Origin of the sequence: Streptomyces sp. NPDC091287, from assembly GCF_044768525.1 — a bacterium.
Taxonomy (GTDB): domain Bacteria; phylum Actinomycetota; class Actinomycetes; order Streptomycetales; family Streptomycetaceae; genus Streptomyces.
The window spans coordinates 38,048-60,657 of sequence record NZ_JBIVUV010000001.1 but is presented as its reverse complement, the minus strand read 5'-3'; the positions used below and the strand labels follow the sequence as shown (position 1 = coordinate 60,657).

Genomic DNA, 22,610 nt, shown 5'->3' with positions numbered 1-22,610 from the left:
CGCCCGTCGTCGGCAGAGGCGGGCCGCCCTACTGCGAGGGCAGCTCCTTCAGTTGGATGTTGCGGAAGGACACCTGGTCGTCGGCTCCGTGGTTCTGGAGGCCGATGTAGCCGTCCTTCAGACTGCGGGCCGGGTCGGTGTTGGTGAAGTCGTTGATCTTCGCTCCGTTGAGGAAGATCTGGAGACGTTCGCCCTGGACCTTGATCTCGTAGCTGTTCCACTGTCCCGGCGGCCGCAGGACGCGGTCACGGGCCTTGATGTTGGCGGATTTGAAGGTGTAGACGGCGCCGGTGGTGCGGTCGGCGGCATCGGTGGCGTCGATCTGGATCTCATACCCGTTGTTGACCGCCGACCACGGGTCTTCGGACTCCGGGAAGCCCACGAAGATTCCGGAGTTGTCGTCGCCGGTCATCTTCCAGTCGAGCTTCAGCGAGTACGACTTCAGCTCCTTGGCCTGGTAGGTGAGCAGGCCCATGCCGCCCTCGGAGTGCAGGGCGCCGTCGCTGACGGAGAACTTCCCCGGGCCCGCCTGCTTCCAGCCTTCCAGCGTCTTGCCGTTGAAGATGGGCCGGTAGTCCTTGTCCGGCTTGCAGTCGGCCTTGACCTGGCCGGTGGCGTAGCGCAGGCCGCCCAGCACGTGGCTGCGGAAGGCCGGCTCGGCGTAGGACTCCTTGGTGTGGCCGAGGCCGGTGTAGAAGGAGCGGCCGCCCTCGTAGGTCTGGCACCAGGAGATCGGGTGATCGCCCTTCATGTTCCCGCCGGTGTAGGTGGTCTCGTCGAGTGTGGCGAGAACCTTGGCCTTGTCCCGGGGGTTGGTGCCGTAGTTGTACCACTCGTCGGTGCGCTCCCACTCCTCGTCCAGGTGGGCGGTCGCGGGGTGGTCGTGGTCCTCGACGCGGACGGTGGCGGGCTGGATCTGCGGGTGGGAGTCGAAGTAGGCGCCGACGAGGCCGCCGTAGAACTCCCAGTCGTACTCGGTGTCGGCGGCCGCGTGGATGCCGACGTAACCGCCGCCGGTGGCGACGTAGTTCTCGAACGCCTTCTGCTGCTCGGCGTTGAGGACGTCACCGGTGGTGGAGAGGAACGCGACGGCGTCGTAGCGGGCCAGGTTACTGGTGGTGAACTGGGCGGCGGACTCGGTGGAGTCGACCGTGATGTTGGTGTCCTTGCCGATCTCCTTCAGTGCCGCGATGCCCGTGGGGATCGAGTCGTGGCGGAAGCCGGCGGTCTTGGAGAAGACCAGGACACGCTTGGCGGTCTTGTCGACGGGGGTGTTGGACAGTTCGAAGTCGTCGACGTCGTACAGCGCTCCGTCGCCGCCCTTGAAGACCAGGAAGAGTTCGGTCTGCTTCTTGGGCGCACCGCGCAGCGGGATGTCGATGTCCTGGAAGGTGTCCCAGCTGCCGGTCACCGGGACGGGTCCCGAGCCGAGGATCTTGCCGGTGGGCGATCCGGTGCGCACTTCCAGGAAGCCGCCCGAACCGGCCGACGAGACACGGGCGGTGAGCTTGGTGGTGCCGCCCAGGACGTACGTCTTGAAGGAGATCCAGTCGTCGTTGTGGATGTCGCCGACGGTCTTCCCGCCGTGCGCGCTCGACTTGCCCGGTGTGGTGACGCCGGAGGAGGCGTCGAAGTGCTCGGCCTGGCGGTGCTTGGGCTGGAGCCGGGAGGCGTCCTTGCCGGTCAGCTTGGCCTGGCCGCCACCGCCGTTGTCGGTGTAGGAGGCCGAAATGCCGCCGTAGATGTTGGCGTTGGGGTCGTGGCCGCCTTCCATGGCGGTCTTGATGGTGCCCTCGCAGCCGTGCTCGGTGGTGATGTCGTGGCCGTGGCTGTCGTGGCCCAGGGTGAACTTGACCTCGACCTTGGTGCAGTCGATGGTCCCGTCCTCCGGGTCGCTGACGTTCACCTTGAACGGCACGGAGTCACCGAACTCGAAGAGCTGCCCGTCCTCGGGGAGCACCAGCTCCACGGTCGGGGCGGTGTTGCCGACGGTCACGTGGACGCTGGCGGAGCCGGTGCGGCCGGTGGGGTCCTCGGCGGTGAGGGTGGCGGTGTAGGTGCCGTTCTTCTTGTACGTGTACGTCGGGTTGGCGGCGGTGGACGTTCCGCCGTCACCGAAGTCCCAGGCGTAGGTGAGCGGGTCGTCGTCGCCGTCGGCCGTACCGGCCGAGGAGAACTTCACCTTCAGGGGTGCGGTGCCCGAGGTCTTGTCGGCCGCGGCCTCGGCGATGGGCGAGCGGCCTCCGGTGGCGTTCTCGATGCGGTAGAGCGCGGAGTTCTCGTCGCCGCCGAACCAGGCGAGGCCGTAGTCCAGGACGTACAGGGCCCCGTCCGGGCCGAAGGCCATGTCCATGATCTGCGTGCCGGACCACGGGACGTCGTTGATGGACTGGACGCCGCCGTCGGCGTCCTGCTCGATGCGCTTGATCCACTGGCGGCCGAACTCACCGGCGAAGAAGTCGCCGTCATAGGCCTCGGGGAACTTCACCGGGGAGTCCAGGTCCGCGTCGTAGCGGTAGACGGGCCCGCCCATCGGGGACTCGGAGCCGGTACCGAACTCGGGCACGGAGCCACCGTCGTACGGGATCCACGCGGCCTCGGCCGGCGGCAGGTCGACGAGTCCGGTGTTGTGCGGCGACTCGTTCTTCGGGGCGGCGCAGTCGAAGGCCGCGCCCGATGCCTTGGTGCCGAAGTCGTAGTCGATGTAGGGCTCGTTGTCGCCGACGCAGAAGGGCCAGCCGAAGTTGGCGGCCTTCGTCACCCGGGCGAACTCGACCTTCCCGGCGGGTCCGCGCTTGGGGTCGGCCGCACCGGCGTCGGGGCCGTAGTCGCCGACGTACACGGTGCCGGTGGCCTGGTCGACGGAGAAGCGGAAGGGGTTGCGGAAGCCCATCGCGTAGATCTCGGGGCGCGTCTTGTCCGTCCCGGGTGCGAAGAGGTTCCCCTCCGGAATGGTGTACGAGCCGTCCTCGGCGACCTTGATGCGCAGGATCTTGCCACGCAGGTCGTTGGTGTTGCCCGAGGTGCGGCGGGCGTCGAACGCCGGGTTGCGGTCGGGGCGTTCGTCGATCGGGGTGAAGCCGTCGGAGGCGAAGGGGTTGGTGTCGTCGCCGGTGGAGAGGTAGAGGTTGCCCTCGGCGTCGAAGTCGATGTCGCCGCCGACATGGCAGCAGGTGCCGCGCGAGGTGGCGACGTCCAGGACCTTCTTCTCGCTGGCGGTGTCGAGGGTGCCGTCCTCGTTGAGGACGAAGCGGGAGAGCCGGTTGACGCCCTCGAACTTCGCGAAGTCGGCTGCGGTGCCGGTCTCCGGCGCGTCGCCCGCGGGGGTGTCCATCGGCGGTGCGTAGAAGAGGTAGATCGCGCGGTTCTCGGCGAAGTCGGGGTCGACACCGACGCCTTGGAGGCCTTCTTCGTCGTGCGTGTACACGGGGAGGGTTCCGGAGATCTTGGTGTTGCCGGCGCTGTCGGTGATCCGCAGCTCGCCGCTGCGCGAGGTGTGCAGCACGCTGCGGTCCGGGAGGACGGCGAGCGACATGGGCTCGCCGGTCTCCTCGGCGCCCTTGGCCAGGGTGACTTGCTGGAAGTCCTCCGCCACGGGCGCGTCGTGCCCGGGGTGCCCCGGATGGGCGGTGGCGCCGGGGGCGGAACCGAGGGTCAGGGTGGCGGCGGCGAGCAGGCCGCCGGTGAACAGCGCGAGCGATTTACGGACGCGGGTCCGGGCGAGGAGCCGCTTTGTGGTTCTGTGCACGTAGGTCCTCCGGAGAGTGCCGGTTGTACGGGCGGGTGTAGCTGCCGTGCCGCGCGGGGACTGCCGCGCATGCGTCACCGGGGACGGGAGCGACCCCGGTGACGCGAGTCATGTCGTGTACACGAAATGGACGGTAGACCTGTTCGTCCTCGACGGAAAGCCCTTGTGCAAGAGGTAAGTCGAACTTCTGCCTCCGCCAGGACAAAGAGGTTTTCGGGCAGGGCGAGGCGGCCCCGGGGGCTGGGGCAGTGAACCGGATCGTGCCCCCGGGGCTGGTGTGCCGGTGCTACTCGCCGCCGCCGAAGGCCGCGTCGAAGGAGGCCGACGGCGGGTCGAAGTCGAACCGCTTGAGGCTGGCGAGCGCTTCGGGCGCGCCGTGCAGCCGGTCCATGCCGGCGTCCTCCCACTCGACCGAGACCGGTCCCTCGTAGCCGATGGACCGGAGCATCCGGAAGACGTCCTCCCAGGGCACGTCACCGTGACCGGCGGAGACGAAGTCCCAGCCGCGTCGGGGGTCGCCCCACGGCAGATGCGAACCGAGGCGGCCGTTGCGGCCGTCGAGGCGCTTGCGGGCCTCCTTGCAGTCCACGTGGTAGATCCGGTCGCGGAAGTCGTAGAGGAAGTTGACCGGGTCCAGGTCCTGCCAGACGAAGTGGCTCGGGTCGAAGTTCAGCCCGAACGCGGGCCGGTGGTCCACCGCTTCGAGGGCGCGCTTGGTGGTCCAGTAGTCGTACGCGATCTCGCTCGGGTGCACCTCGTGGGCGAAGCGCACCCCTTCGGCGTCGAAGACGTCCAGGATCGGGTTCCAGCGCTCGGCGAAGTCCTCGTAGCCCCGCTCGATCATGTGCGGCGGGACGGGCGGGAACATCGCGACGAGGTGCCAGATCGAGGAGCCGGTGAACCCGATGACCGTGTCCACCCCGAAGGCGGCGGCCGCCCGGGCGGTGTCCGCGATCTCGCCCGCGGCCCGCTGCCGTACGCCTTCGGGCTCGCCGTCGCCCCAGATGCGGGCGGGCAGGATGCCCTGGTGGCGTTCGTCGATCGGGTTGTCGCAGACGGCCTGGCCGACCAGGTGGTTGGAGATCGCGAAGCACTTCAGCCCGTACTTGTCGAGCAGTTGGTGCCTGGTGTCCAGGTATCCGGGATCGGACAGCGCCTTGTCGACCTCGAAGTGGTCTCCCCAGCAGGCGAGTTCGAGACCGTCGTAGCCGAAGTCCCGGGCGTGCTTGCAGACCTCCTCCAGCGGGAGGTCGGCCCACTGGCCGGTGAACAGGGTGAAGGGGCGGGGCATGGGCGGCTACCTCCTAGGAAGAGGACGGGACCGGGGTGTGTACGGAGTTCTTGGCGGCGCTCTCCTCCACGGCGGCGAGCACCCGCTGCACCTGGAGCCCGTCCGCGAACGACGGTACGGGAGGGACGCCTTCGGCGATCGTGTGCATCACGTCGCGGGCCTGGTGGACGAAGGTGTGCTCGTAGCCGAGGGTGTGGCCCGGGGGCCACCAGGCCTCCAGGTAGGGGTGCTCGGGCTCGGTGACGAGGATGCGGCGGAAGCCCGCGGTGGCAGCGGGTTCGGTGTGGTCGTGGAAGGACAGTTCGTTGAGCCGTTCCAGGTCGAAGGCGAGGGAGCCCAGCTCCCCGTTGATCTCCAGCCGCAGGGCGTTCTTGCGTCCCGCCGCCATCCGGGTCGCCTCGAAGGAGGCCAGCGCGCCGGAGGCGAGGCGGCCGGTGAAGATCGCCGCGTCGTCGACGGTCACCTCGCCCCGCTCCACCGTGTCGGCGCTGCCGGAGAGCCCGGCCGACGCCCCGGCGAGCAGGGGCCTCTCCCGTACGAAGGTCTCGGCCACGGCGGACACCCCGGTGAGCAGTTCGCCCGAAAGATACTGGGCGAGGTCGACGATGTGGGCGCCGAGGTCCCCGAGCGCGCCGGACCCGGCGTGCTCGCGCTTGAGCCGCCAGGTGAGCGGTGAGGCCGGGTCCACCAGCCAGTCCTGGAGGTAGGTGGCGCGCACATGGCGCAGGGGGCCGAGCCGGCCATCGGCGATGAGCTGCCGGGCGAAGGAGATCGCGGGCACCTTGCGGTAGTTGAAGCCCACCATCGCCACCTGCCCGCGGGCGGAGGCCGCCTCGGCGGCGCGGACCATCGCCTCCGCCTCGGCGACGGTGTTGGCGAGCGGCTTCTCGCACAGGACGTGCTTGCCCGCCTCCAGGGCGGCGATGGCGATCTCCGCATGGCTGTCGCCGGGGGTGCAGATGTCGATCAGCTGGACATCGTCCCGGGCGATCAGTGCCCGCCAGTCGGTCTCCGCGGCCGCCCAGCCGTGCCGGGCCGCTGCGGCGTCGACCGCCGCACGGTCGCGTCCGCAGATGGCGGCGAGAGCGGGCCGCAGAGGCAGGTCGAAGACGTGTCCGGCGGTGCGCCAGCCCTGCGAGTGGGCGGCGCCCATGAACGCGTATCCGACCATGCCGACCCCGAGCGTTCCCGGCGCCTCCCGCGGCGAAGGTGCTGGGGCTTGCGTTTCCGTCTCTTGACTACGGGCCATGCGGACTTCCTCCTCGTCGGTGTGCGGTAACGGACCGGGGGATGCGCTCTGAGCACCCCCCGGAGTCCCGGTCAGTTGAAGCCCGTCGGCAGGTACTGGTCGATGTTGTCCTTCGTCACGACCGCGGAGTAGAGGGTCAGGGAGGTCGGGATCTCCATCTCGGAGAGGCCGCTGACGCCCTTGCTCTGGCCCAGTGCCCGTGCCAGGTCGATCGCGGACGCGGCCATCGTCGGCGGGTAGAGGACGGTGGCCTTGATCACCGAGTCGTCGGCCTTGATGGCGTCCATCGCGGACTTGGCGCCGGCGCCGCCGACCATGATGAACTCGTCGCGGCCCGCCTGCTGGATGGCGCGGAGCGCGCCGACACCCTGGTCGTCGTCGTGGTTCCACAGGGCGTCGAACTGCTTCTGCGCCTGGAGGAGTTGCGCCATCTTGGCCTGGCCGGACTCGACGGTGAAGTCGGCCGCCTGACGGGCCACCAGCTTGATGTTGGAGTAGTTCTTCAGGGCGTCGGCGAAGCCCTGGCTGCGCTGCTTGGTCAGCTCCAGGTTGTCGATCCCGGCGAGCTCGACGACCTTGGCGTTCGGCTTGTCCTTGAGCTGCTCGCCGATGTAGTGCCCGGCGTTGAGACCCATGCCGTAGTTGTCGCCGCCGACCCAGCAGCGGTACGCCTGCGGGGAGGCGAAGATGCGGTCCAGGTTGACGACGGGGATGCCCGCCTTCATGGCCTCCAGGCCGACCTGGGTGAGGGCCTTGCCGTCGGCGGGGAGGACGACGAGGACGTCGACCTTCTTGTTGATGAGGGTCTTGACCTGGCCGATCTGGGCGGCCGTGTCGTTGGAGCCCTCGGTGATCTCCAGGGTGACGTCGGAGTACGTCTCCGCCCGGGACTTGGCGTTCACGTTGATCGCGTTGAGCCAGCCGTGGTCGGCCTGCGGTCCGGCGAAGCCGATGGTGACGGCCTTGCCCGGCTTGTCGTCGGCGGGGGCGCTCTTGGCGGCGGACTCGGTCTTCTTGGGCTCGTTGCTGGTACAGGCGGTGAGGAGCGCGCCCGCGGAGACGGCGGCGGTTCCGAACAGCAGCCCTCTGCGGCTGGTTTCTGGCATGACGGTCTGACCCTTCATCCGGTGGGTGCTACGAGGTGCAGGTGCGGGGGGTTCGTATCGGTGCCGGGGTTGTTCGGGGTGGGCCGGGGCCTCAGGTCTCCCTGCCGCGCATGGTGCGGCGCTGGACGAGGACGGCGGCGACGATGATGGCGCCCTTGGCGATCTGCTGGACGTCGCTCTGGAGGTTGTTAAGAGCGAAGATGTTGGTGATCGTGGTGAAGATCAGGACGCCGAGGACGGAGCCGACGATCGTGCCCCGGCCGCCGCTGAGCAGGGTCCCGCCGATGATCGCGGCGGCGATGGCGTCGAGCTCGTACAGGTTGCCGTTGGTGTTCTGGCCGGAGCCGGCGAGCACGATCAGCATGAAGGCGGCGATGCCGCAGCACAGCCCGGACAGCAGGTAGAGGTAGAGGCGCTGGCGGCGGACGTCGATCCCGGCGAGCCGGGCGGCCTCCGCGTTGCCGCCGACGGCGACGGTGCGGCGGCCGAAGGTGGTCCGGTTCAGGATCAGCCAGCCGACGACGGTGACCACGGCGAACATGATGACCAGCGGCGGGATGCCCAGGATGTAGGAGTCGGGCAGGCCGAGGTCCAGGACCGAGTCCACGGTGACGATCTGGGTCTTGCCGTCGGTGATCTGGAGGGCGAGCCCGCGGGCCGAGGCGAGCATGGCCAGCGTCGCGATGAACGGGACCATCCCCCCGTACGCGATGAGGACGCCGTTCACGAGTCCGGCGGCGAGGCCGACGATGACCGCGGTGAACGCGATGCCGGCGAAGCCGTACTCCTGGGTGGCCAGGGTCGTCGCCCACACCGAGGCGAGGGCGACCATGGCGCCGACGGAGAGGTCGATTCCCCCGCTGATGATGACGAAGGTCATGCCGACGGTGACGACGCCGATGACGGACGCCTGGGTCAGGATCAGCTGGAGGTTCCCGGTGTCCAGGAAGGCGTCCGGTTCGGTGATGCCGCCGACCAGGATCAGGGCGGCGAGGACGCCGAGCAGGGACAGGATCCGGACGTCGAGCCGCAGACCGAGGGCCGGCATGCCACCGCCCGACTTCTGGGGCGGCGCGTCGGCGGGGCCGGTGAGGGCCCCCTTGTCCGGCCCGTTGTGCTGCGCCGACGGGGCGGGCTGTGTCATGGCGTCGGGCTCCCTTCCATCACGAGGTCGAGTACGCGGTGCTCGTCGAGCTCCTGGGCGGGGGCCGTGTGGACCACTTGGCCCTCGCGGAGCACCAGCACCCGGTCGGCGAGGCCCAGGACTTCGGGCACTTCGCTGGAGACGAGCAGTACGGCGAGGCCTTCGTCGGCCAGCCGGCGGATCACGGCGTAGAGCTCGGCGCGCGCGCCGACGTCGACGCCACGGGTGGGTTCGTCCAGCAGCAGGACCCGGCAGCCGCGCAGCAGCCAGCGGGCGAGGACGGCTTTCTGCTGGTTGCCGCCGGAGAGGGTGCGGACGGCGGCGTCCGGATTGTCGGGCCGCATCTGCAGCTCACGGGTGGCGCTCTGCGCGGCCTTCCGTTCCCCGCCCCGGTCGATCCAGCCGATCCGGGCGAAGCGGGAGAGGGAGGAGACCGAGACGTTACGGGTGACCGACTCGGTCATCAGCAGGGCCTGCGCCTTGCGTTCCTCGGGCGCGAGGCCGATACCCGCGGCGACGGCGGCGCGGACGCTGCCGGAGCGGAGCTGCTTCCCGGCGACCGTGACGGTCCCGGTGCTCGCCCTGCGGGCTCCGTAGATGGTCTCCAGGATCTCCGAGCGTCCCGAGCCGACGAGTCCGGCGAGGCCGACGATCTCGCCGGGCCGCAGCTCCAGGTCGACGGGGGCGAACTCGCCCTTGCGGGAGAGGCCTTGGACCCGGAGTACGGGTTCGGCTGTGGCGGCGGCAGGCTCCTCCGGGCGCGGCGGGAAGACATAGGCGACGTCCCGGCCGGTCATCATGGCAACGATGTCGCGGGTGGGTGTGCCGGCGGCGGGCAGCCCCACGGCGACGGTCCTGCCGTCCTTGATGACGGTGACCCGGTCGCCGATGCGGCGGATCTCCTCCAGCCGGTGCGAGATGTAGACGACGGCCACCCCGTCGGCGGTGAGGCCGTCGACGATCCGGAAGAGGTTGTCGACCTCGTCGGGGTCGAGGGCGGCGGACGGCTCGTCCATCACGATGAGCCGGACGTCGTGGGAGAGCGCCCTGGCCATGGAGACGATCTGCTGTTGGGCGGCGGAGAGGTCCCCGACCTGCCGGGCGGGGTCGATCTCCGGGTGCCCGAGACGCGCCAGGAGCGCTTTCGCGGCGGAACGCCCTTCCCCCGTACGGACGATGAAGCCGGCGCTGGTCGGCTCGTGGCCGAGGAAGACGTTCTCGGCGACCGACAGGCCCTCGACCAGGTCGAGTTCCTGGTAGATGGTCGCGATTCCCAGGCGCATGGCCGCGATCGGCGACTTGAGCTGGACGGTTTCGCCGCGCCAGGTGATCTCGCCGTCGTTGGGCTGGTGGGCTCCGGCGAGCACCTTGATGAGGGTGGACTTGCCCGCACCGTTCTGGCCGAGGAGGCAGTGGACCTCGCCGGCCTGGACCTCCAGGTCGACGCCGTCCAGGGCGCGGACGCCCGGGAAGAGCTTGGTGATGCCGGACATGGTGAGCAGGGGTGGTTCTGGTGCCATGACGAATCCCCTCGGCGAATGGGGTCTCCCCTGCTCGGGCGGTGCCGAGGGGCCGGGGAGGGCCGGTGAGCGGACAGGGCGCAGGGCTGGAGGTGCCGTGGAGCCGGCGGCACCGCGAACGGCTGCTGACTGGTACCTGACGTGCGAGTGCTGACGAGTACCTGACTAGTACCTGGCTGATGCCGGGTACCTGACCAATGCGGTGGTGCGTACGGCCCTGTGGTCAGGCCGGTGAGAAGAGGTGGTCGCTGATGAGCCGGGCCGCGCCGATCACTCCGGCGGTGGGCCCCAACTCGCCCAGCACGATGGGGAGGTTGCCGGTGGCCAGGGGCAGGGACTGCTTGTAGACCTGGGTGCGGACACTGGCGAGGAGGTTGTGACCGAGGCCGGTGACCCCGCCGCCGATCACCACCAGACCGGGATTGAAGAAGCTGACCAGGCTCGCGATCACCTGGCCGAGTCGATTGCCGCCTTCGCGGATCAGGTCGAGCGCGGCGGCGTCCCCGGCGGCGGCGGCCGCCGCCACGTCGGCGGCAGTGAGACGGCCCGCCGCCTCCAGCCGGGCGGCGAGCTCGGGCGAGCGGCCCTCCCGGGCCGCGTCCTCCGCGTCCCGGGCGAGGGCGGCGCCGCTGAAGTGGGCTTCCAGGCAGCCCTTGTTGCCGCAGGCGCAGGCGCGGCCGTCCGGGTCCACCTGGATGTGCCCGATGTCCCCGGCGCTGCCGGTCGTACCGCGGTAGACCTCACCGCCGACGACGATGCCGCAGCCGATGCCCGTACCGATCTTGACGCAGAGGAAGTCGCCCACGGAGCGGGCGACGCCCGCGTGCTGCTCCCCCATCGCCATGAGGTTCACGTCGTTGTCGACCATGACGGGGCAGCCCAGCTCCTGGCTGAGCGCCTCGCGGACCGGGAAACCGTCCCAGCCCGGCATGATCGGCGGCGCGACCGGCACGCCCTCGGGGAAGCGGACGGGGCCGGGGACCCCGATGCCCGCGCCGTCGAAGCCCTCGGCGAGCCCGGAGGCCCGCAGCTTGGCGGCCAGCGACAGCACCTGTTCGAAGACGGCGACGGGGCCCTCGCGCACGTCCATCGGGTGGTTGAGGTGTCCCAGGACCTCCAGCTCCGCGTTGGTGACGGCCACGTCGATCGAGGTGGCGCCGATGTCGACCCCGAGGAACCGCAGTTCGGGAGCGAGCCGGATGTTGTGCGAGCGGCGCCCGCCGCGCGATGCGGCGAGTCCGTCGGCCACCACCAGGCCGGTCTCCAGGAGCCGGTCCACCTCGACGGCGAGCTTCGAGCGCGACAGCTCGACCTGATCACCCAGTTGCGCACGGGAGTTGGGGCCCCCGTCGCGCAGCAGTCGGAGCAGCCGCGCCTGATGCGCGTTCGCGGGTCGTGCCGTCATGCGTCTCACGCGTCCCTCCCCGCCACATCGGCCAGTCCGTCGGGCTTTCGAGGGGAACGTAGCAGCGCTTTCCCGGAGTGGGAAGAAGTTGCGCAGGAATCCGCTCCAACTTTCTCCACACTCAGGACAAAGGTTCTCGGTCGGAGCTCACACAGGCGCTGTGGAAGAGGTCAGGGGCAGTGGATGGTCAGGGGCAGCGGATGGTCAGGGGCAGCGGATGACCTGGCCCGCGTAGGAGAGGTTTCCGCCGAATCCGAAGAGGAGAACGGGCGCGCCGGAGGCGACCTCGCCGCGCTCGACCAGTTTGGACAGCGCCATCGGGATGGAGGCGGCCGAGGTGTTGCCGGAGTCCACCACGTCCCGGGCGATGACGGCGTTGACCGCGCCGATCTTGCGGGCGACCGGCTCGATGATCCGCAGATTGGCCTGGTGCAGGACGACGGCCGCCAGGTCCTCCGGGGCGATGCCGGCCTTCTCGCAGACCCGGCGGGCGATCGGGGGGAGCTGGGTGGTGGCCCAGCGGTAGACGGACTGGCCCTCCTGCGCGAAGCGCGGCGGCGTCCCCTCGATCCGGACCGCGTTGCCCATCTCCGGCACGGAGCCCCACAGCACCGGTCCGATGCCGGGCCCCTCCGGGGTGTCGGGGGCCGTCGGGTCGGCGGTGACGACCGCCGCGCCCGCGCCGTCGCCGAGCAGGACGCAGGTGGAGCGGTCGGTCCAGTCCGCGATGTCGGCCATCTTGTCGGCGCCGATGACCAGCGCCCGGGTCGCCGCACCGGCCCGGATCGCGTGGTCGGCGGTGGCCAGCGCGTGCGTGAAGCCGGAGCACACCACGTTGATGTCCATCACGGCGGGCGAGCCCATGCCCAGCCGTGCCGCGACCCGCGCCGCCATGCTCGGGGACCGGTCGATCGCGGTGGAGGTGGCGACGAGGACCAGATCGATGTCCGAGGGCACCAGCCCGGCCGTGGCCAGCGCCTTGGCTCCCGCGTGCGCGGCCATCTCGTCCACCGGCTCGTCGGGGCCACCCACATGGCGGGTCTTGATACCGACCCGGCTGGTGATCCACTCGTCGCTCGTGTCGACCATGGCCGCCAGATCGTCGTTGGTGAGCACCTTGGCGGGCTGGTAGTGGCCGAGCGCCACGACACGTGAGCCGGTCATACGGGTTCCCATCGTCGGGTAGGGCAGGAAACATCCAGTCTTGGTCGCTACCGCCGGGTACGGGGGCACGTGATCCCACAGGAATCCGGCCCACACGTTGGAGCGTTGACAACAGCCTGGTCAGCGTGCTTGGGCCGGGACTGCGACACGGCGGTGCTGGTGCCGGACAATGACGGGGTCAGGTTCCGGCTTCCACCCGTACGGACAGAAGCCATCGCATCACGGACAGAATCGGGGTTCACATCCATGGGACGGGCCACCGAACGCCGCCGCACCCTCCGCATCCGGGACGGTGCCGTCTCCTCCCGCGCGGACACCCTGGTGGCGGAGGAACCTCTGGAGATCCGCCTGAACGGCCGGCCGCTGGCCATCACCATGCGTACGCCGGGCGACGATTTCGCGCTGGCGGCGGGTTTCCTCGTCAGCGAGGGGGTGATCGCCGAGGGGGACGAGGTGCAGTCGATCGTCTACTGCGCCGGGGCGACGGCGGACGGGGTGAACAGCTACAACGTGGTGGACGTGAAGCTCGCGCCCGGGGTCCGGGTCCCCGACATCACGCTGGAGCGGAACGTCTACACCACCTCCTCGTGCGGCCTGTGCGGCAAGGCCAGCCTGGACGCGGTACGCACCACGACCCGGCACCCCGTGGCCGACGCTCCCCCGGTGCGGGTCACCCCGGAGCTGCTGTCCGCCCTCCCGGACCGGTTGCGGGCCGCGCAGCGGGTGTTCGACCGGACGGGTGGCCTGCATGGCGCCGCGCTGTTCTCCGAGGAGGGCGAACTGCTGGACGTCCGCGAGGACGTCGGCCGGCACAACGCGGTCGACAAGCTGGTGGGCCGGGCGCTCACGGACCACCGGCTGCCCCTGTCCCGGGCCGTTCTGCTGGTGTCGGGGCGGGCCTCGTTCGAGCTGGCGCAGAAGGCCGTGATGGCGGGGATCCCGGTGCTCGCGGCGGTTTCGGCGCCGTCGTCACTGGCCGTGGACCTGGCGGCGGAGAGCGGACTGACGCTGGTCGGCTTCCTGCGCGGCCCATCGATGAACGTGTACGCCGGTGAGCACCGGATCGCGTTGGAGGCGGCGGTCCGCCAGGGCTGAGGCGCGGAGGGGCTACCGGCTACCGGCTACCGGCTCACCGTAACCGGCGGGTCCGACAACGCCTCGGAAGCGGAATCCGAATCCGCCGGGTCCCCGGGCGGCTCGGGATCGCGGGAGCGGCGCTTGGCGACCACCGCGCAGACCATCAGCTGCATCTGGTGGAAGAGCATCAGCGGCAGTACCGCGAGGCTCGCGTGCGCCCCGAAGATCACGGTCGCCATCGGCAGCCCGGCCGCCAGGCTCTTCTTCGACCCGGCGAACTGGATGGCGATCCGGTCCGCCCGGCCGAACCCGAGCCGCCGCGCCCCGTACCAGCTCAGGGTGAGCATCAGTGCCAGCAGGACCGCCTCGGCGGCGAGCAGCGCGCCGAGCCGGGCCGGGGTGACCTGGCGCCAGACGCCGGCGACCATCCCCTCGCTGAACGCGGTGTGGACGACGAGCAGGATCGACCCCCGGTCGACCAGGCCGAGAACCTTCTTGTGCCGGGTGAGGAAACCGCCGACCCAGCGGCGCAGCAGCTGTCCGGCGAGGAACGGGACGAGCAGCTGGAGCACGATCTTCAGCAGGGAGTCCGCCGAGAACCCGCCCCCGGTCGAACCGAGGAGCAGGGCGGCGAGCAGCGGGGTCACGAGGATCCCTGCGAGGCTGGAGAAGGACCCGGCGCAGATCGCGGCGGGCACATTGCCCCGGGCGATCGAGGTGAAGGCGATGGACGACTGGATCGTCGAGGGGACCAGGCACAGGAAGAGGAGGCCCGCCTGGAGCTCGGGCGTCAGCACGTACGGCACCAGTCCGCCGCTCGCCAGCCCCAGCAGCGGGAAGACGACGAAGGTGCAGGCCAGGACGGTGAGGTGGAGGCGCCAGTGCTTGAGCCCGTCGAGTGCCTCGGCCGTGGAGAGCCGCGCCCCGTAGAGGAAGAACAACAGCGAGACCGCGCCGGTGGAGACCCCGCCCGCCACGTCGGCGGCGGTACCCCGGGCGGGCAGCAGCGCCGCGAGGGCCACGGTCGCGGCCAGCGCCAGGATGTAGGCGTCGACCGGCAGCCGGGACGGCGGTCTCGGGATGCGGCGGGTCATCTGCTCGGGGTCTCCAGGGGTCGGTCCTCCGTGCCGGGCGGCCCTGCGTGCGGGCCGTGTCGGCGTCCATCCTGCTCCCGCTCCTCCTCATCGGGAATCACGCATACCGCTCTGACTGTCATCACGGATCCCGATAACGTGGGCCCATGGACGCCACGTACGACCCCGCCCAACTGCGTACCTTCCTCGCCGTGGCCCAGACCCTGAGCTTCACCCAGGCCGCGCGCAGGCTCGGGATCCGCCAGTCCACGGTCAGCCAGCATGTGCGGCGGCTGGAGGGGGCGGCAGGGCGGCAGCTGTTCACCCGGGACACCCATCGCGTCGACCTCACCGAGGACGGCGAGGCGATGCTCGGCTTCGCCCGGACGATCCTGTCGGCGCACGAGCGGGCCGCCGCGTTCTTCGCGGGCACCCGGCTGCGCGGCCGGCTGCGGTTCGGGGCCTCCGAGGACTTCGTGCTGACCCGGCTCCCCGAGATCCTGGAGTCCTTCCGCCGTGACCATCCGGAGGTCGAGCTCCAGCTCACCGTGGAGCTGTCCGGGACGCTGCACCGGCAGCTCGCGGCGGGCCGGCTGGATCTGGTGCTGGCCAAGCGGCGGACCGGTGACACCCATGGCGAGCTGATGTGGCAGGACGCGCTGGACTGGATCGGCGCGCCGCAGCTGCGGGTCGATCCGGACCGTCCCGTGCCGCTGGTCGTCTTCCCGCCGCCGGCCATCACTCGTGCCCGTGCCCTGGAGGTGCTGGAGGAGCACGGGCGGGCCTGGCGGATCGCCTGTACGAGTACGAGCCTGAGCGGTCTGGTCGCGGCGGCGCGGGCGGGCCTGGGGGTGATGGCGCACTCCCGGGGGATGATCCCGCCGGGGCTGGCGCCGGTTCCGGCCAGGGCAGGGCTGCCGGAGCTCGGCGGCGTCGACTTCGTCCTGCTGCACGGGAACCGCCGGGGCGCGGCCCAGGAGGCGGCCGACGCGCTGGCCTCCGCGATCCTGGCGGGCGGCGACCGGCTGCACCGCGGGACCGGCGGCGGGGAAGGACCGTAGCCGCCCCCGCGGGCCCGCAGTGGTCGCGGTGATCGCAGTGATCGCAGTCTTCGCGGTAATCGCGGTGATCGCAGTGATCGCAGTGATCGCAGTCTTCGCGGTAATCGCGGTGATCGCAGTGTTCGAGGTGGTCACGGTGGTCGCAGCGGTCGGATTCGGTGGAGATTCCGGCGCGAGCCGCTTACCCCTCCGTCAGAACTGGACCGATCGGACGCCCGAGCCTTGCCCATCTGGCCGGATTTCGACGGTTGACCTGGGCGGACGAGACGGGGTCCGAAGGGTCCGGGCCCCTCCCGCCGGGCCCCCGCTTGGGGTAGCGTCGCGGCGCTGTGCGGAGCGCCACGAGGAGCATGTCATTGCGCGATTTCACTGTCCCACCCATGCCGGCGGCGCCTCAAGTCGGCGGTCTGGCCGATGTGGTCTTCGACTACGCGGAGGACGATCCGCACCGCGTCGCGCTCGGCCGCAAGGACGCCGGGGGCCAGTGGCGTGATGTGACCTCTGCGGACTTCCGCGATCAGGTGCTGGCCCTGGCCAAGGGACTGATCGCGCACGGGGTGCGGTTCGGCGACCGGGTCGCGCTGATGTCCCGTACGCGCTACGAGTGGACGCTCTTCGACTTCGCGCTCTGGACCGTCGGGGCCCAGTCGGTGCCGATCTACCCGACCTCCTCCGCCGAGCAGGTCCTGTGGATGCTGCACGACGCCGAGGTGGTGGCGGTGATGGTCGAGCACGAGGACCATGCGATGACCGTCGGCTCGGTGATCGACCGGCTGCCGCATCTGAAGCGGCTGTGGCAGCTGGACGCCGGAGCGGTGGACGAGCTGTTCGGGGCGGGCGCGGACATCGACGACGAGGTGGTGCAGCGGCACCGGCGCGCGGTGACGCCCGACTCCGTGGCGACCGTCATCTACACCTCGGGGACGACGGGCCGCCCCAAGGGGTGTGTGATCACCCACGCGAGCTTCATGTTCGAGAGCGACACGATGGTCACGCGCTGGGAGCCGGTGTTCCACTCCAAGCCCGGCGACGAGGCGGCCACCCTCCTCTTCCTGCCGCTGGCCCATGTCTTCGGGCGGATGGTCGAGATCGCCGCGGTCCGCGGCCGGGTCAAGCTCGGCCACCAGCCGGAGCTGTCCGCGAACGCGCTGATGCCGGACCTGGTGACGTTCCGGCCGACGTTCATCCTGGCGGTGCCGTACATCTTCGAGAAGGTGTTCAACGGGGCCCGGCGCAAGGCCGAGGCGGAGGGCAGGGCCGGGCCGTTCGACAAGGCCGTCGACATCGCGGTGAAGTACGCCGAGGCCATGGAGCAGAAGGCGTTCGGGGACGGTCCCGGCCCCTCGGCCGGGCTGCGGATGCAGCACCAGTTCTTCGACAAGGTCGTCTACAAGAAGGTCCGGGACGCGATGGGCGGCCGGGTGCGGCACGCGATGTCGGGCGGCTCGGGCATGGACCGCCGGCTCGGGCTGTTCTTCGCGGGCGCCGGGGTGAGCGTCTTCGAGGGGTACGGGCTGACCGAGTCGACCGCCGCGGCGACGGCGAACCCTCCCGAGCGCACCCGGTACGGCACGGTCGGTCAGCCCATCCCCGGCACATCGGTGCATATCGCGGACGACGGCGAGGTGTGGGTGCACGGGCCGAACGTGTTCTCCGGCTATCTGGGCAACCCCGGGGCCACCCGGACGGTGCTGCAGGACGGCTGGCTCGCCACCGGGGATCTCGGTGCACTGGACGAGGACGGCTATCTGACGATCACCGGGCGGAAGAAGGAGATCCTGGTGACGTCCGGCGGCAAGAGCGTCTCCCCGGCCGGTCTGGAGGAACGCGTACGGGCGCATCCGCTGGTGGCGCAGTGCATCGTCGTCGGCAACGACCGCCCGTACATCGCGGCGCTCGTCACCGTCGACCAGGAGTCCGTGGACCACTGGCTGTCGATGCAGGGCCGCACCCCGCTCGGCCCGGCCGACCTGGTGCGGGACCCGGACCTGGAGATGGAGGTCCGCCGGGCGGTGGTGGCCGCCAACACGGCGGTGTCCCAGGCCGAGTCGATCCGTACGTTCCGGATCCTGGCCCATCCGTTCACCGAGGAGACGGGGCTGCTGACGCCCTCGCTGAAGCTGAAGCGGAAGGCGATCGAGACGGCGTACGCGGTCGAGGTCGACGCGCTGTACCACTGACCCGGCGGCGGCGCGGCGGCGCGATCGAGGCTGTCGGAAGGGGGCGGGAATGCTGGGACCTGCCCGCTCGTTGTCGTGGGGAGTTATCAACCGACGACGTTAGGATCGATCGCTCGTGAGCCAGGTCCCCTCCATCACCCTCAACAACGGCCTCGACATGCCGCAGCTCGGTTTCGGTGTCTGGCAGGTGCCGGACGACGAGGCGGAGAAGGCGGTCGCCACGGCCATCGAGACCGGGTACCGGAGCATCGACACCGCCGCGATCTACGAGAACGAGACCGGCACCGGCAAGGCCATCGCCGCCGCCGGCGTCTCCCGTGACGAGCTCTTCGTCACCACCAAACTGTGGAACAGCGAGCAGGGCCACGACCGCGCCCTGCGCGCCTTCGACGCCTCGCTGGACAAGCTCGGCCTGGACTACGTCGACCTGTACCTGATCCACTGGCCGGTCCCGGCGAAGGACGCGTACACCGAGACGTACAAGGTGCTTGAGAAGATCCTTGCCGACGGCCGCGCGAAGGCCATCGGCGTGTCGAACTTCCATCCCGAGCACCTGAAGCGGCTGCTCGCCGAGACCTCCGTGGTGCCGGCCGTCAACCAGGTCGAGCTGCACCCGCAGCTCCAGCAGGGCGAGCTCCGCGCCTTCCACGCCGAGCACGGCATCGCCACCGAGGCCTGGTCGCCGCTGGGCCAGGGCAAGGGCCTGCTGGAGGTGCCGACGGTCGTCGCCATCGCCCAGAAGCATGGCCGTACGCCCGCCCAGGCGGTGCTGCGCTGGCATCTGCAGACCGGCAACATCGCGATCCCGAAGTCCGTGACCCCCTCGCGGATCAAGGAGAACCTCGACGTGTTCGGCTTCGAGCTGGACGCCGACGACCTCGCCGCCTTCGCCGCCCTGGACGAGGGCAAGCGGCTCGGCTCGGACCCGGCGGAGTTCAACGTCGGCGCCTGAGCGTCCGGCCGACGGCGCCCCCACCAGCCACGGTGGGGGCGCCGTCGTCAGCCGGTGCGCCGGCGGCAGTACGGCAACACGGCAGTACACAGGTCGAACCGGGGAGACAGGGAACATGAGCGGCGAACTCGCGCCCGTCGTCGAGGCGGGTCCGTACCGCCTGCGCAACGTCGGCAGCAAGCTGGTGCTGGAGGTGTACGGCGCGGCCAAGGGCAGTGGGGCCCGGGTCCAGCAGGGCGAGGACGACGGGACGGCCGCGCAGGTGTGGCGGCTGGCCCCGGTGCACGAGGGTGCGGCCCTCTTCCACCTGGTCAACGAGCACAGCGGGAAGCGGCTGGACGTGGCCAATGCCGATACGTCGAACGGCACCCGCGTCCAGCAGTGGAAGGCCAACAACTTCGGCGCCCAGGAGTGGCTGATCGAGCAGCACGCGGAGGCGCCCGGAACGGTGACGCTGGTGAGTTTCATCAGCGGGCTCGTCATGGAGGTCGCGGACCGTTCCACCGAGGACGGCGGCACGATTCAGCAGTGGGAGGACACCGACTCCCCCTTCCAGTGGTGGCAGTTGGAGCCGGTGACGTAGGGCAGCGGAGGAGCCCGGGACGGCGTCGCCGGTTCAGTCGCGGCGGCCCAGGTGGACCGTGCGGGCGGTGAGCAGGTGGACATCGGGGCGGTGGTGCAGGCCTTCGGGGTCCTCGGGGTCCAGGAGCCGTCCCAGTACCGCGCTGTCCTCGGCCGACAGCAGCTCGCCCAGCACCTCCCGCTCGCGGGTGATGCTCGCGACGACATGGTCGCGGGCGGGGCCCGAGAGCGGGGCGGGCAGGTCGAGGAGGAAGCTCCGGGTGCCCTGCGGGACGAGGCCGACCGCGGTGAAGAGCGCGCTCCAGTCCTCGGTCTCCCGCTTCGCTCCCGGGAGTTCGGACCGCATGTGCTCGAAGCGCGTGGCGGCGGCCGCGCCCATACGGGCTTCCAGGCCGGGCTGTCCGATGCCGATGTCGCGGGGCAGCCGCCGGGTGGGCAGTCCGCCCTCGACGAGCGCGACCGTGCCGCCGGGCCGCAGGAGCCCGGCGAACCCTGCCAGAGCGGCGCGCTGGTCGCCCAGGTGGTGCAGGGAGTTGCCCGCCCAGATCAGATCGGCCTCGCCCAACCGGTCGAAGTCGGCAGGGAGTTCGGCCTCCAGGGTCTGGAAGCGGTCGATCACGCCGAGGCGCCTCGCGCGGTTCTTCGCGCGTTCCAGGAGAGCGGGCGTCGCGTCCACCGCCACCACTTCGGCCTCCGGGAAGACCCCGGCCAGCAGGCAGGAGACGACGCCGGGGCCGCTGCCGATGTCCAGGACCCGGCGGACCTTCGGCGCGGTGGGCAGGGCGGCGATCCAGCGGGCCGCCTCCTCGTACTGACCACCGCCCAGTTCGGCCTCCTGCTCCAGCAGGGGTCCGAGGACGTCCCAGTCGATGTCCGTCGCCGGGTCGCCGCCCGATCCGTGCACATGGGCATGGGCGTGGGCGTGGGCAGGGGCGTGGGCGTGTACGGGCGTGGCGGATGCGTGCGCGTCGTGGTGGCCGTGACCGGCGTGGCTGCTCATGGGATCAGCCTCTCCAAAGGACGGTCGCCCGGCAATCTTCTTTGCCGGTCCGGCAAATCGAGGTGGTCCCCCGGCGGGCTGCCGCGGTACTCCTGCGGGCTGACGCCCCTGACCCTCTTGAACGCCGCGCTGAAGGCGAAGGGGGTGCTGTAGCCGACCTTCCGGGCCACGGCCTCCACCGTGGCGTCGCTCTCGCGCAGCAGGTCGGCCGCGACGGCGAGCCGCCGGCCGGTCAGGTACGCCATCGGCGGCTCCCCGACCAGCTCGGTGAACCGCCGGGCGAGACCGGCCCGGGACACCCCGGCGCGGGCAGCGAGCGAGGCGACGGTCCAGGGGTGCGCCGGGTCGTTCCGGAGCAGCCGCAGCGCCGTGCCCACGACCGGGTCGCCCATCGCGCGGTACCAGGCGGGGGCGTCGGCCCCGGGTCGGGCGAACCAGGCGCGGAGCACGGCGATGAGCAGCAGGTCCAGCAGACGGTCCAGGACCACGCGCTGGCCCGGCTCGTCCTGGGCGATCTCCGCGTCGAGCAGGTCCAGCAGCGGCTGGGTCCGCGCGTCCGCGGGGACCGTGAGCAGCGGGGGCACGGCGTCCAGCAGACGGCGGCTGATCTCGCCGTCCAGCAGATAGGTGCCGACGAGGACCGTCGTGGCGCCGTCGACCGCGTTTCCCCAGGTCCGTACGGACAGCACCATGTCCTGGGAGAGCGGCCGGCCGTGCAGCGTGGTGCAGACGCCGCCGGGACCGACGAGCGCGTGGGGTGTCGTCCCGGGTGCGTCGGCGACGGTGTACGGATCGGGGCCGCGGACCACCGCGATGTCCCCGGGGCCGAGCCGGACCGCTTCGCCCCCGCCGGGCGGGACGACGAACGCCGTGCCGCGCCGGACCGACATGAGGCAGATCGGGGCCCGGTCCTCGACCCGTACCGCCCAGGGCGGGTCCATCACCATGCGGAGCAGAAACGCGCCCCGGGCCCGTGGCCCGTCGAGAAGTCCGGCGAGAGCGTCCATGGCCGCCAGCCTAGACGCGTGGACGGAGAAGTAGGCGCCTGAGTCTTTGGAGCATGTCCGGGCGGTCTCGGGCCCGGGAGCCTGGAGCCATGACGGAGAACGCGTTCACTCGACGAGACAACGACAACAGCGACAGCCACGGCAACGGCAACGGCGACAGCCACGGCGAGAACGGCGGACGGGGCGTGGGACGGATGGCGGAGCAGGGCGCGGGAGTGGCCGCGGGAACGGTTCTGGTGACGAGCGGCACGGGCAAGACCGGCCGTCGGGTGGTGGAGCGGCTGACGGCACCCTGGGGGTGCCGGTCCGCTCGGGTTCCCGCACGGGCGAGGTGCCGTTCGACTGGCAGGACGAGTCGGGTTGGGCGCCGGCGCTGCGCGGCGCCCGGGCCGCCTATGTGGCGTACCACCCGGACCTGGCGGTGCCCGGAGCGGCGGAGGCCATGGCCACCTTCGGGCGGACCGCCGCCGCGTGCGGGGTGCGCAGGGTGGTGCTGCTGTCGGGTCGCGGCGAGCCGCGGGCGGCCGTCGCCGAGGAAGCGCTGCGCGGGGCCGCCGGGGCGGCGGAGGTCACGGTCGTCCGATCGGCCTTCTTCGCGCAGAACTTCAGCGAGAGCGCGCTGCTGGAAGGCGTGCTCGGCGGCGAGGTGGTGTTCCCCGCGGGAACGACGGCGGAACCGTTCCTGGACCTCGGCGACCTGGCCGACGTGGTGGTGGCCGCGCTGACCGGGGACGGGCACGCGGGGGCGGTGTACGAGCTGACGGGCCCCCGGAGCCTGACGTTCGCGGAGGCCGCCGAGGAGCTGGGCCGGGCGGCGGGCCGGCCCGTGCGGTACGTGCCGGTGACGGGACCCGCGTACGCGTCGCTGCTGGCGGAGTTCGAGGGGTTCGGTCCGGAGGCGGAGTTCCTGGCCGAACTGTTCGCGACGCTGCTGGACGGCCACAACGCGGCGACGACGGACGACGTGAAGCGGGTCCTGGGACGGGAGCCGAAGGACTTCTCCGACTTCGTCTCCGAGACCGCCGGGGACGGTGCCTGGCAGGGCTGAACC

General features: G+C 71.0%; 16 protein-coding genes and 1 pseudogene. 6 read left to right on the top strand and 11 right to left on the bottom strand.

Going from position 1 to position 22,610, the window contains the following annotated elements; all coding sequences use genetic code 11:
• Nucleotides 1-28: 28 nt before the first annotated feature.
• The 8 genes from ACIQRW_RS00235 to ACIQRW_RS00200 form a co-directional block, all read right to left on the bottom strand.
• Nucleotides 29-3,748, bottom strand: coding sequence for a ThuA domain-containing protein (locus ACIQRW_RS00235; protein ID WP_403752111.1), 3,720 nt, complete (start codon nucleotides 3,746-3,748; stop codon nucleotides 29-31).
• Between the two features lie 286 nt (nucleotides 3,749-4,034).
• Nucleotides 4,035-5,039, bottom strand: coding sequence for a sugar phosphate isomerase/epimerase family protein (locus ACIQRW_RS00230; RefSeq protein ID WP_403752108.1), 1,005 nt, complete (start codon nucleotides 5,037-5,039; stop codon nucleotides 4,035-4,037).
• Between the two features lie 13 nt (nucleotides 5,040-5,052).
• On the bottom strand, nucleotides 5,053-6,288 hold the full coding sequence (locus tag ACIQRW_RS00225; protein ID WP_403752105.1) for a Gfo/Idh/MocA family protein: 1,236 nt from the start codon (nucleotides 6,286-6,288) through the stop codon (nucleotides 5,053-5,055).
• Between the two features lie 71 nt (nucleotides 6,289-6,359).
• Nucleotides 6,360-7,394, bottom strand: a complete 1,035-nt coding sequence (locus ACIQRW_RS00220; protein WP_403752102.1) for a substrate-binding domain-containing protein — start codon at nucleotides 7,392-7,394, stop codon at nucleotides 6,360-6,362.
• A gap of 91 nt (nucleotides 7,395-7,485) precedes the next feature.
• Nucleotides 7,486-8,538, bottom strand: coding sequence for an ABC transporter permease (locus ACIQRW_RS00215; RefSeq protein WP_403752099.1), 1,053 nt, complete (start codon nucleotides 8,536-8,538; stop codon nucleotides 7,486-7,488).
• On the bottom strand, nucleotides 8,535-10,058 hold the full coding sequence (locus tag ACIQRW_RS00210; RefSeq protein WP_403752096.1) for a sugar ABC transporter ATP-binding protein: 1,524 nt from the start codon (nucleotides 10,056-10,058) through the stop codon (nucleotides 8,535-8,537). Before ACIQRW_RS00210 ends, ACIQRW_RS00215 begins: the two co-directional genes overlap by 4 nt.
• A 223-nt stretch (nucleotides 10,059-10,281) precedes the next feature.
• Complete coding sequence (locus ACIQRW_RS00205; RefSeq protein ID WP_018955243.1) at nucleotides 10,282-11,463, bottom strand: ROK family transcriptional regulator; 1,182 nt, start codon at nucleotides 11,461-11,463, stop codon at nucleotides 10,282-10,284.
• Nucleotides 11,464-11,667: 204 nt separating this feature from the next.
• Nucleotides 11,668-12,627 carry a beta-ketoacyl-ACP synthase III gene (locus ACIQRW_RS00200; RefSeq protein WP_398613602.1) on the bottom strand — a complete coding sequence of 320 codons (960 nt, stop codon included), beginning with the start codon at nucleotides 12,625-12,627 and terminating at the stop codon, nucleotides 11,668-11,670.
• 246 nt (nucleotides 12,628-12,873) lie between these two features.
• Between ACIQRW_RS00200 and fdhD the strand changes: the two genes are divergently transcribed.
• Nucleotides 12,874-13,722, top strand: a complete 849-nt coding sequence (gene fdhD / locus ACIQRW_RS00195) for a formate dehydrogenase accessory sulfurtransferase FdhD (RefSeq protein ID WP_403752092.1) — start codon at nucleotides 12,874-12,876, stop codon at nucleotides 13,720-13,722.
• A gap of 26 nt (nucleotides 13,723-13,748) precedes the next feature.
• Here fdhD and ACIQRW_RS00190 read toward each other — a convergent pair whose 3' ends face one another.
• On the bottom strand, nucleotides 13,749-14,798 hold the full coding sequence (locus tag ACIQRW_RS00190; protein WP_403752089.1) for a bile acid:sodium symporter family protein: 1,050 nt from the start codon (nucleotides 14,796-14,798) through the stop codon (nucleotides 13,749-13,751).
• A 146-nt stretch (nucleotides 14,799-14,944) separates the two neighbouring features.
• Here ACIQRW_RS00190 and ACIQRW_RS00185 point away from each other — a divergent pair, with 146 nt between their 5' ends.
• The 4 genes from ACIQRW_RS00185 to ACIQRW_RS00170 all read left to right on the top strand — a co-directional run bounded on the left by ACIQRW_RS00185 (nucleotide 14,945) and on the right by ACIQRW_RS00170 (nucleotide 19,553).
• Nucleotides 14,945-15,838 (top strand): LysR family transcriptional regulator, encoded by an 894-nt coding sequence (locus ACIQRW_RS00185; protein WP_403752086.1) that lies wholly within the window; start codon nucleotides 14,945-14,947, stop codon nucleotides 15,836-15,838.
• A gap of 380 nt (nucleotides 15,839-16,218) precedes the next feature.
• Nucleotides 16,219-18,018: an AMP-dependent synthetase/ligase gene (locus ACIQRW_RS00180; protein WP_403752083.1), complete on the top strand. Its 1,800-nt coding sequence runs from the start codon at nucleotides 16,219-16,221 to the stop codon at nucleotides 18,016-18,018.
• A gap of 115 nt (nucleotides 18,019-18,133) precedes the next feature.
• The gene (locus ACIQRW_RS00175; protein WP_403752080.1) at nucleotides 18,134-18,970 is read left to right on the top strand and encodes an aldo/keto reductase; all 837 of its coding nucleotides are present in this window, start codon (nucleotides 18,134-18,136) and stop codon (nucleotides 18,968-18,970) included.
• Nucleotides 18,971-19,085: 115 nt separating this feature from the next.
• Complete coding sequence (locus ACIQRW_RS00170) at nucleotides 19,086-19,553, top strand: RICIN domain-containing protein (RefSeq protein WP_403752077.1); 468 nt, start codon at nucleotides 19,086-19,088, stop codon at nucleotides 19,551-19,553.
• A gap of 33 nt (nucleotides 19,554-19,586) precedes the next feature.
• Here ACIQRW_RS00170 and ACIQRW_RS00165 read toward each other — a convergent pair whose 3' ends face one another.
• Complete coding sequence (locus tag ACIQRW_RS00165) at nucleotides 19,587-20,552, bottom strand: class I SAM-dependent methyltransferase (protein WP_403752074.1); 966 nt, start codon at nucleotides 20,550-20,552, stop codon at nucleotides 19,587-19,589.
• The gene (locus ACIQRW_RS00160; protein WP_403752071.1) at nucleotides 20,549-21,559 is read right to left on the bottom strand and encodes an AraC family transcriptional regulator; all 1,011 of its coding nucleotides are present in this window, start codon (nucleotides 21,557-21,559) and stop codon (nucleotides 20,549-20,551) included. Before ACIQRW_RS00160 ends, ACIQRW_RS00165 begins: the two co-directional genes overlap by 4 nt.
• A gap of 89 nt (nucleotides 21,560-21,648) precedes the next feature.
• Here ACIQRW_RS00160 and ACIQRW_RS00155 point away from each other — a divergent pair.
• Nucleotides 21,649-22,607: pseudogene (locus ACIQRW_RS00155) on the top strand (NmrA family transcriptional regulator).
• Nucleotides 22,608-22,610 lie beyond the last annotated feature (3 nt).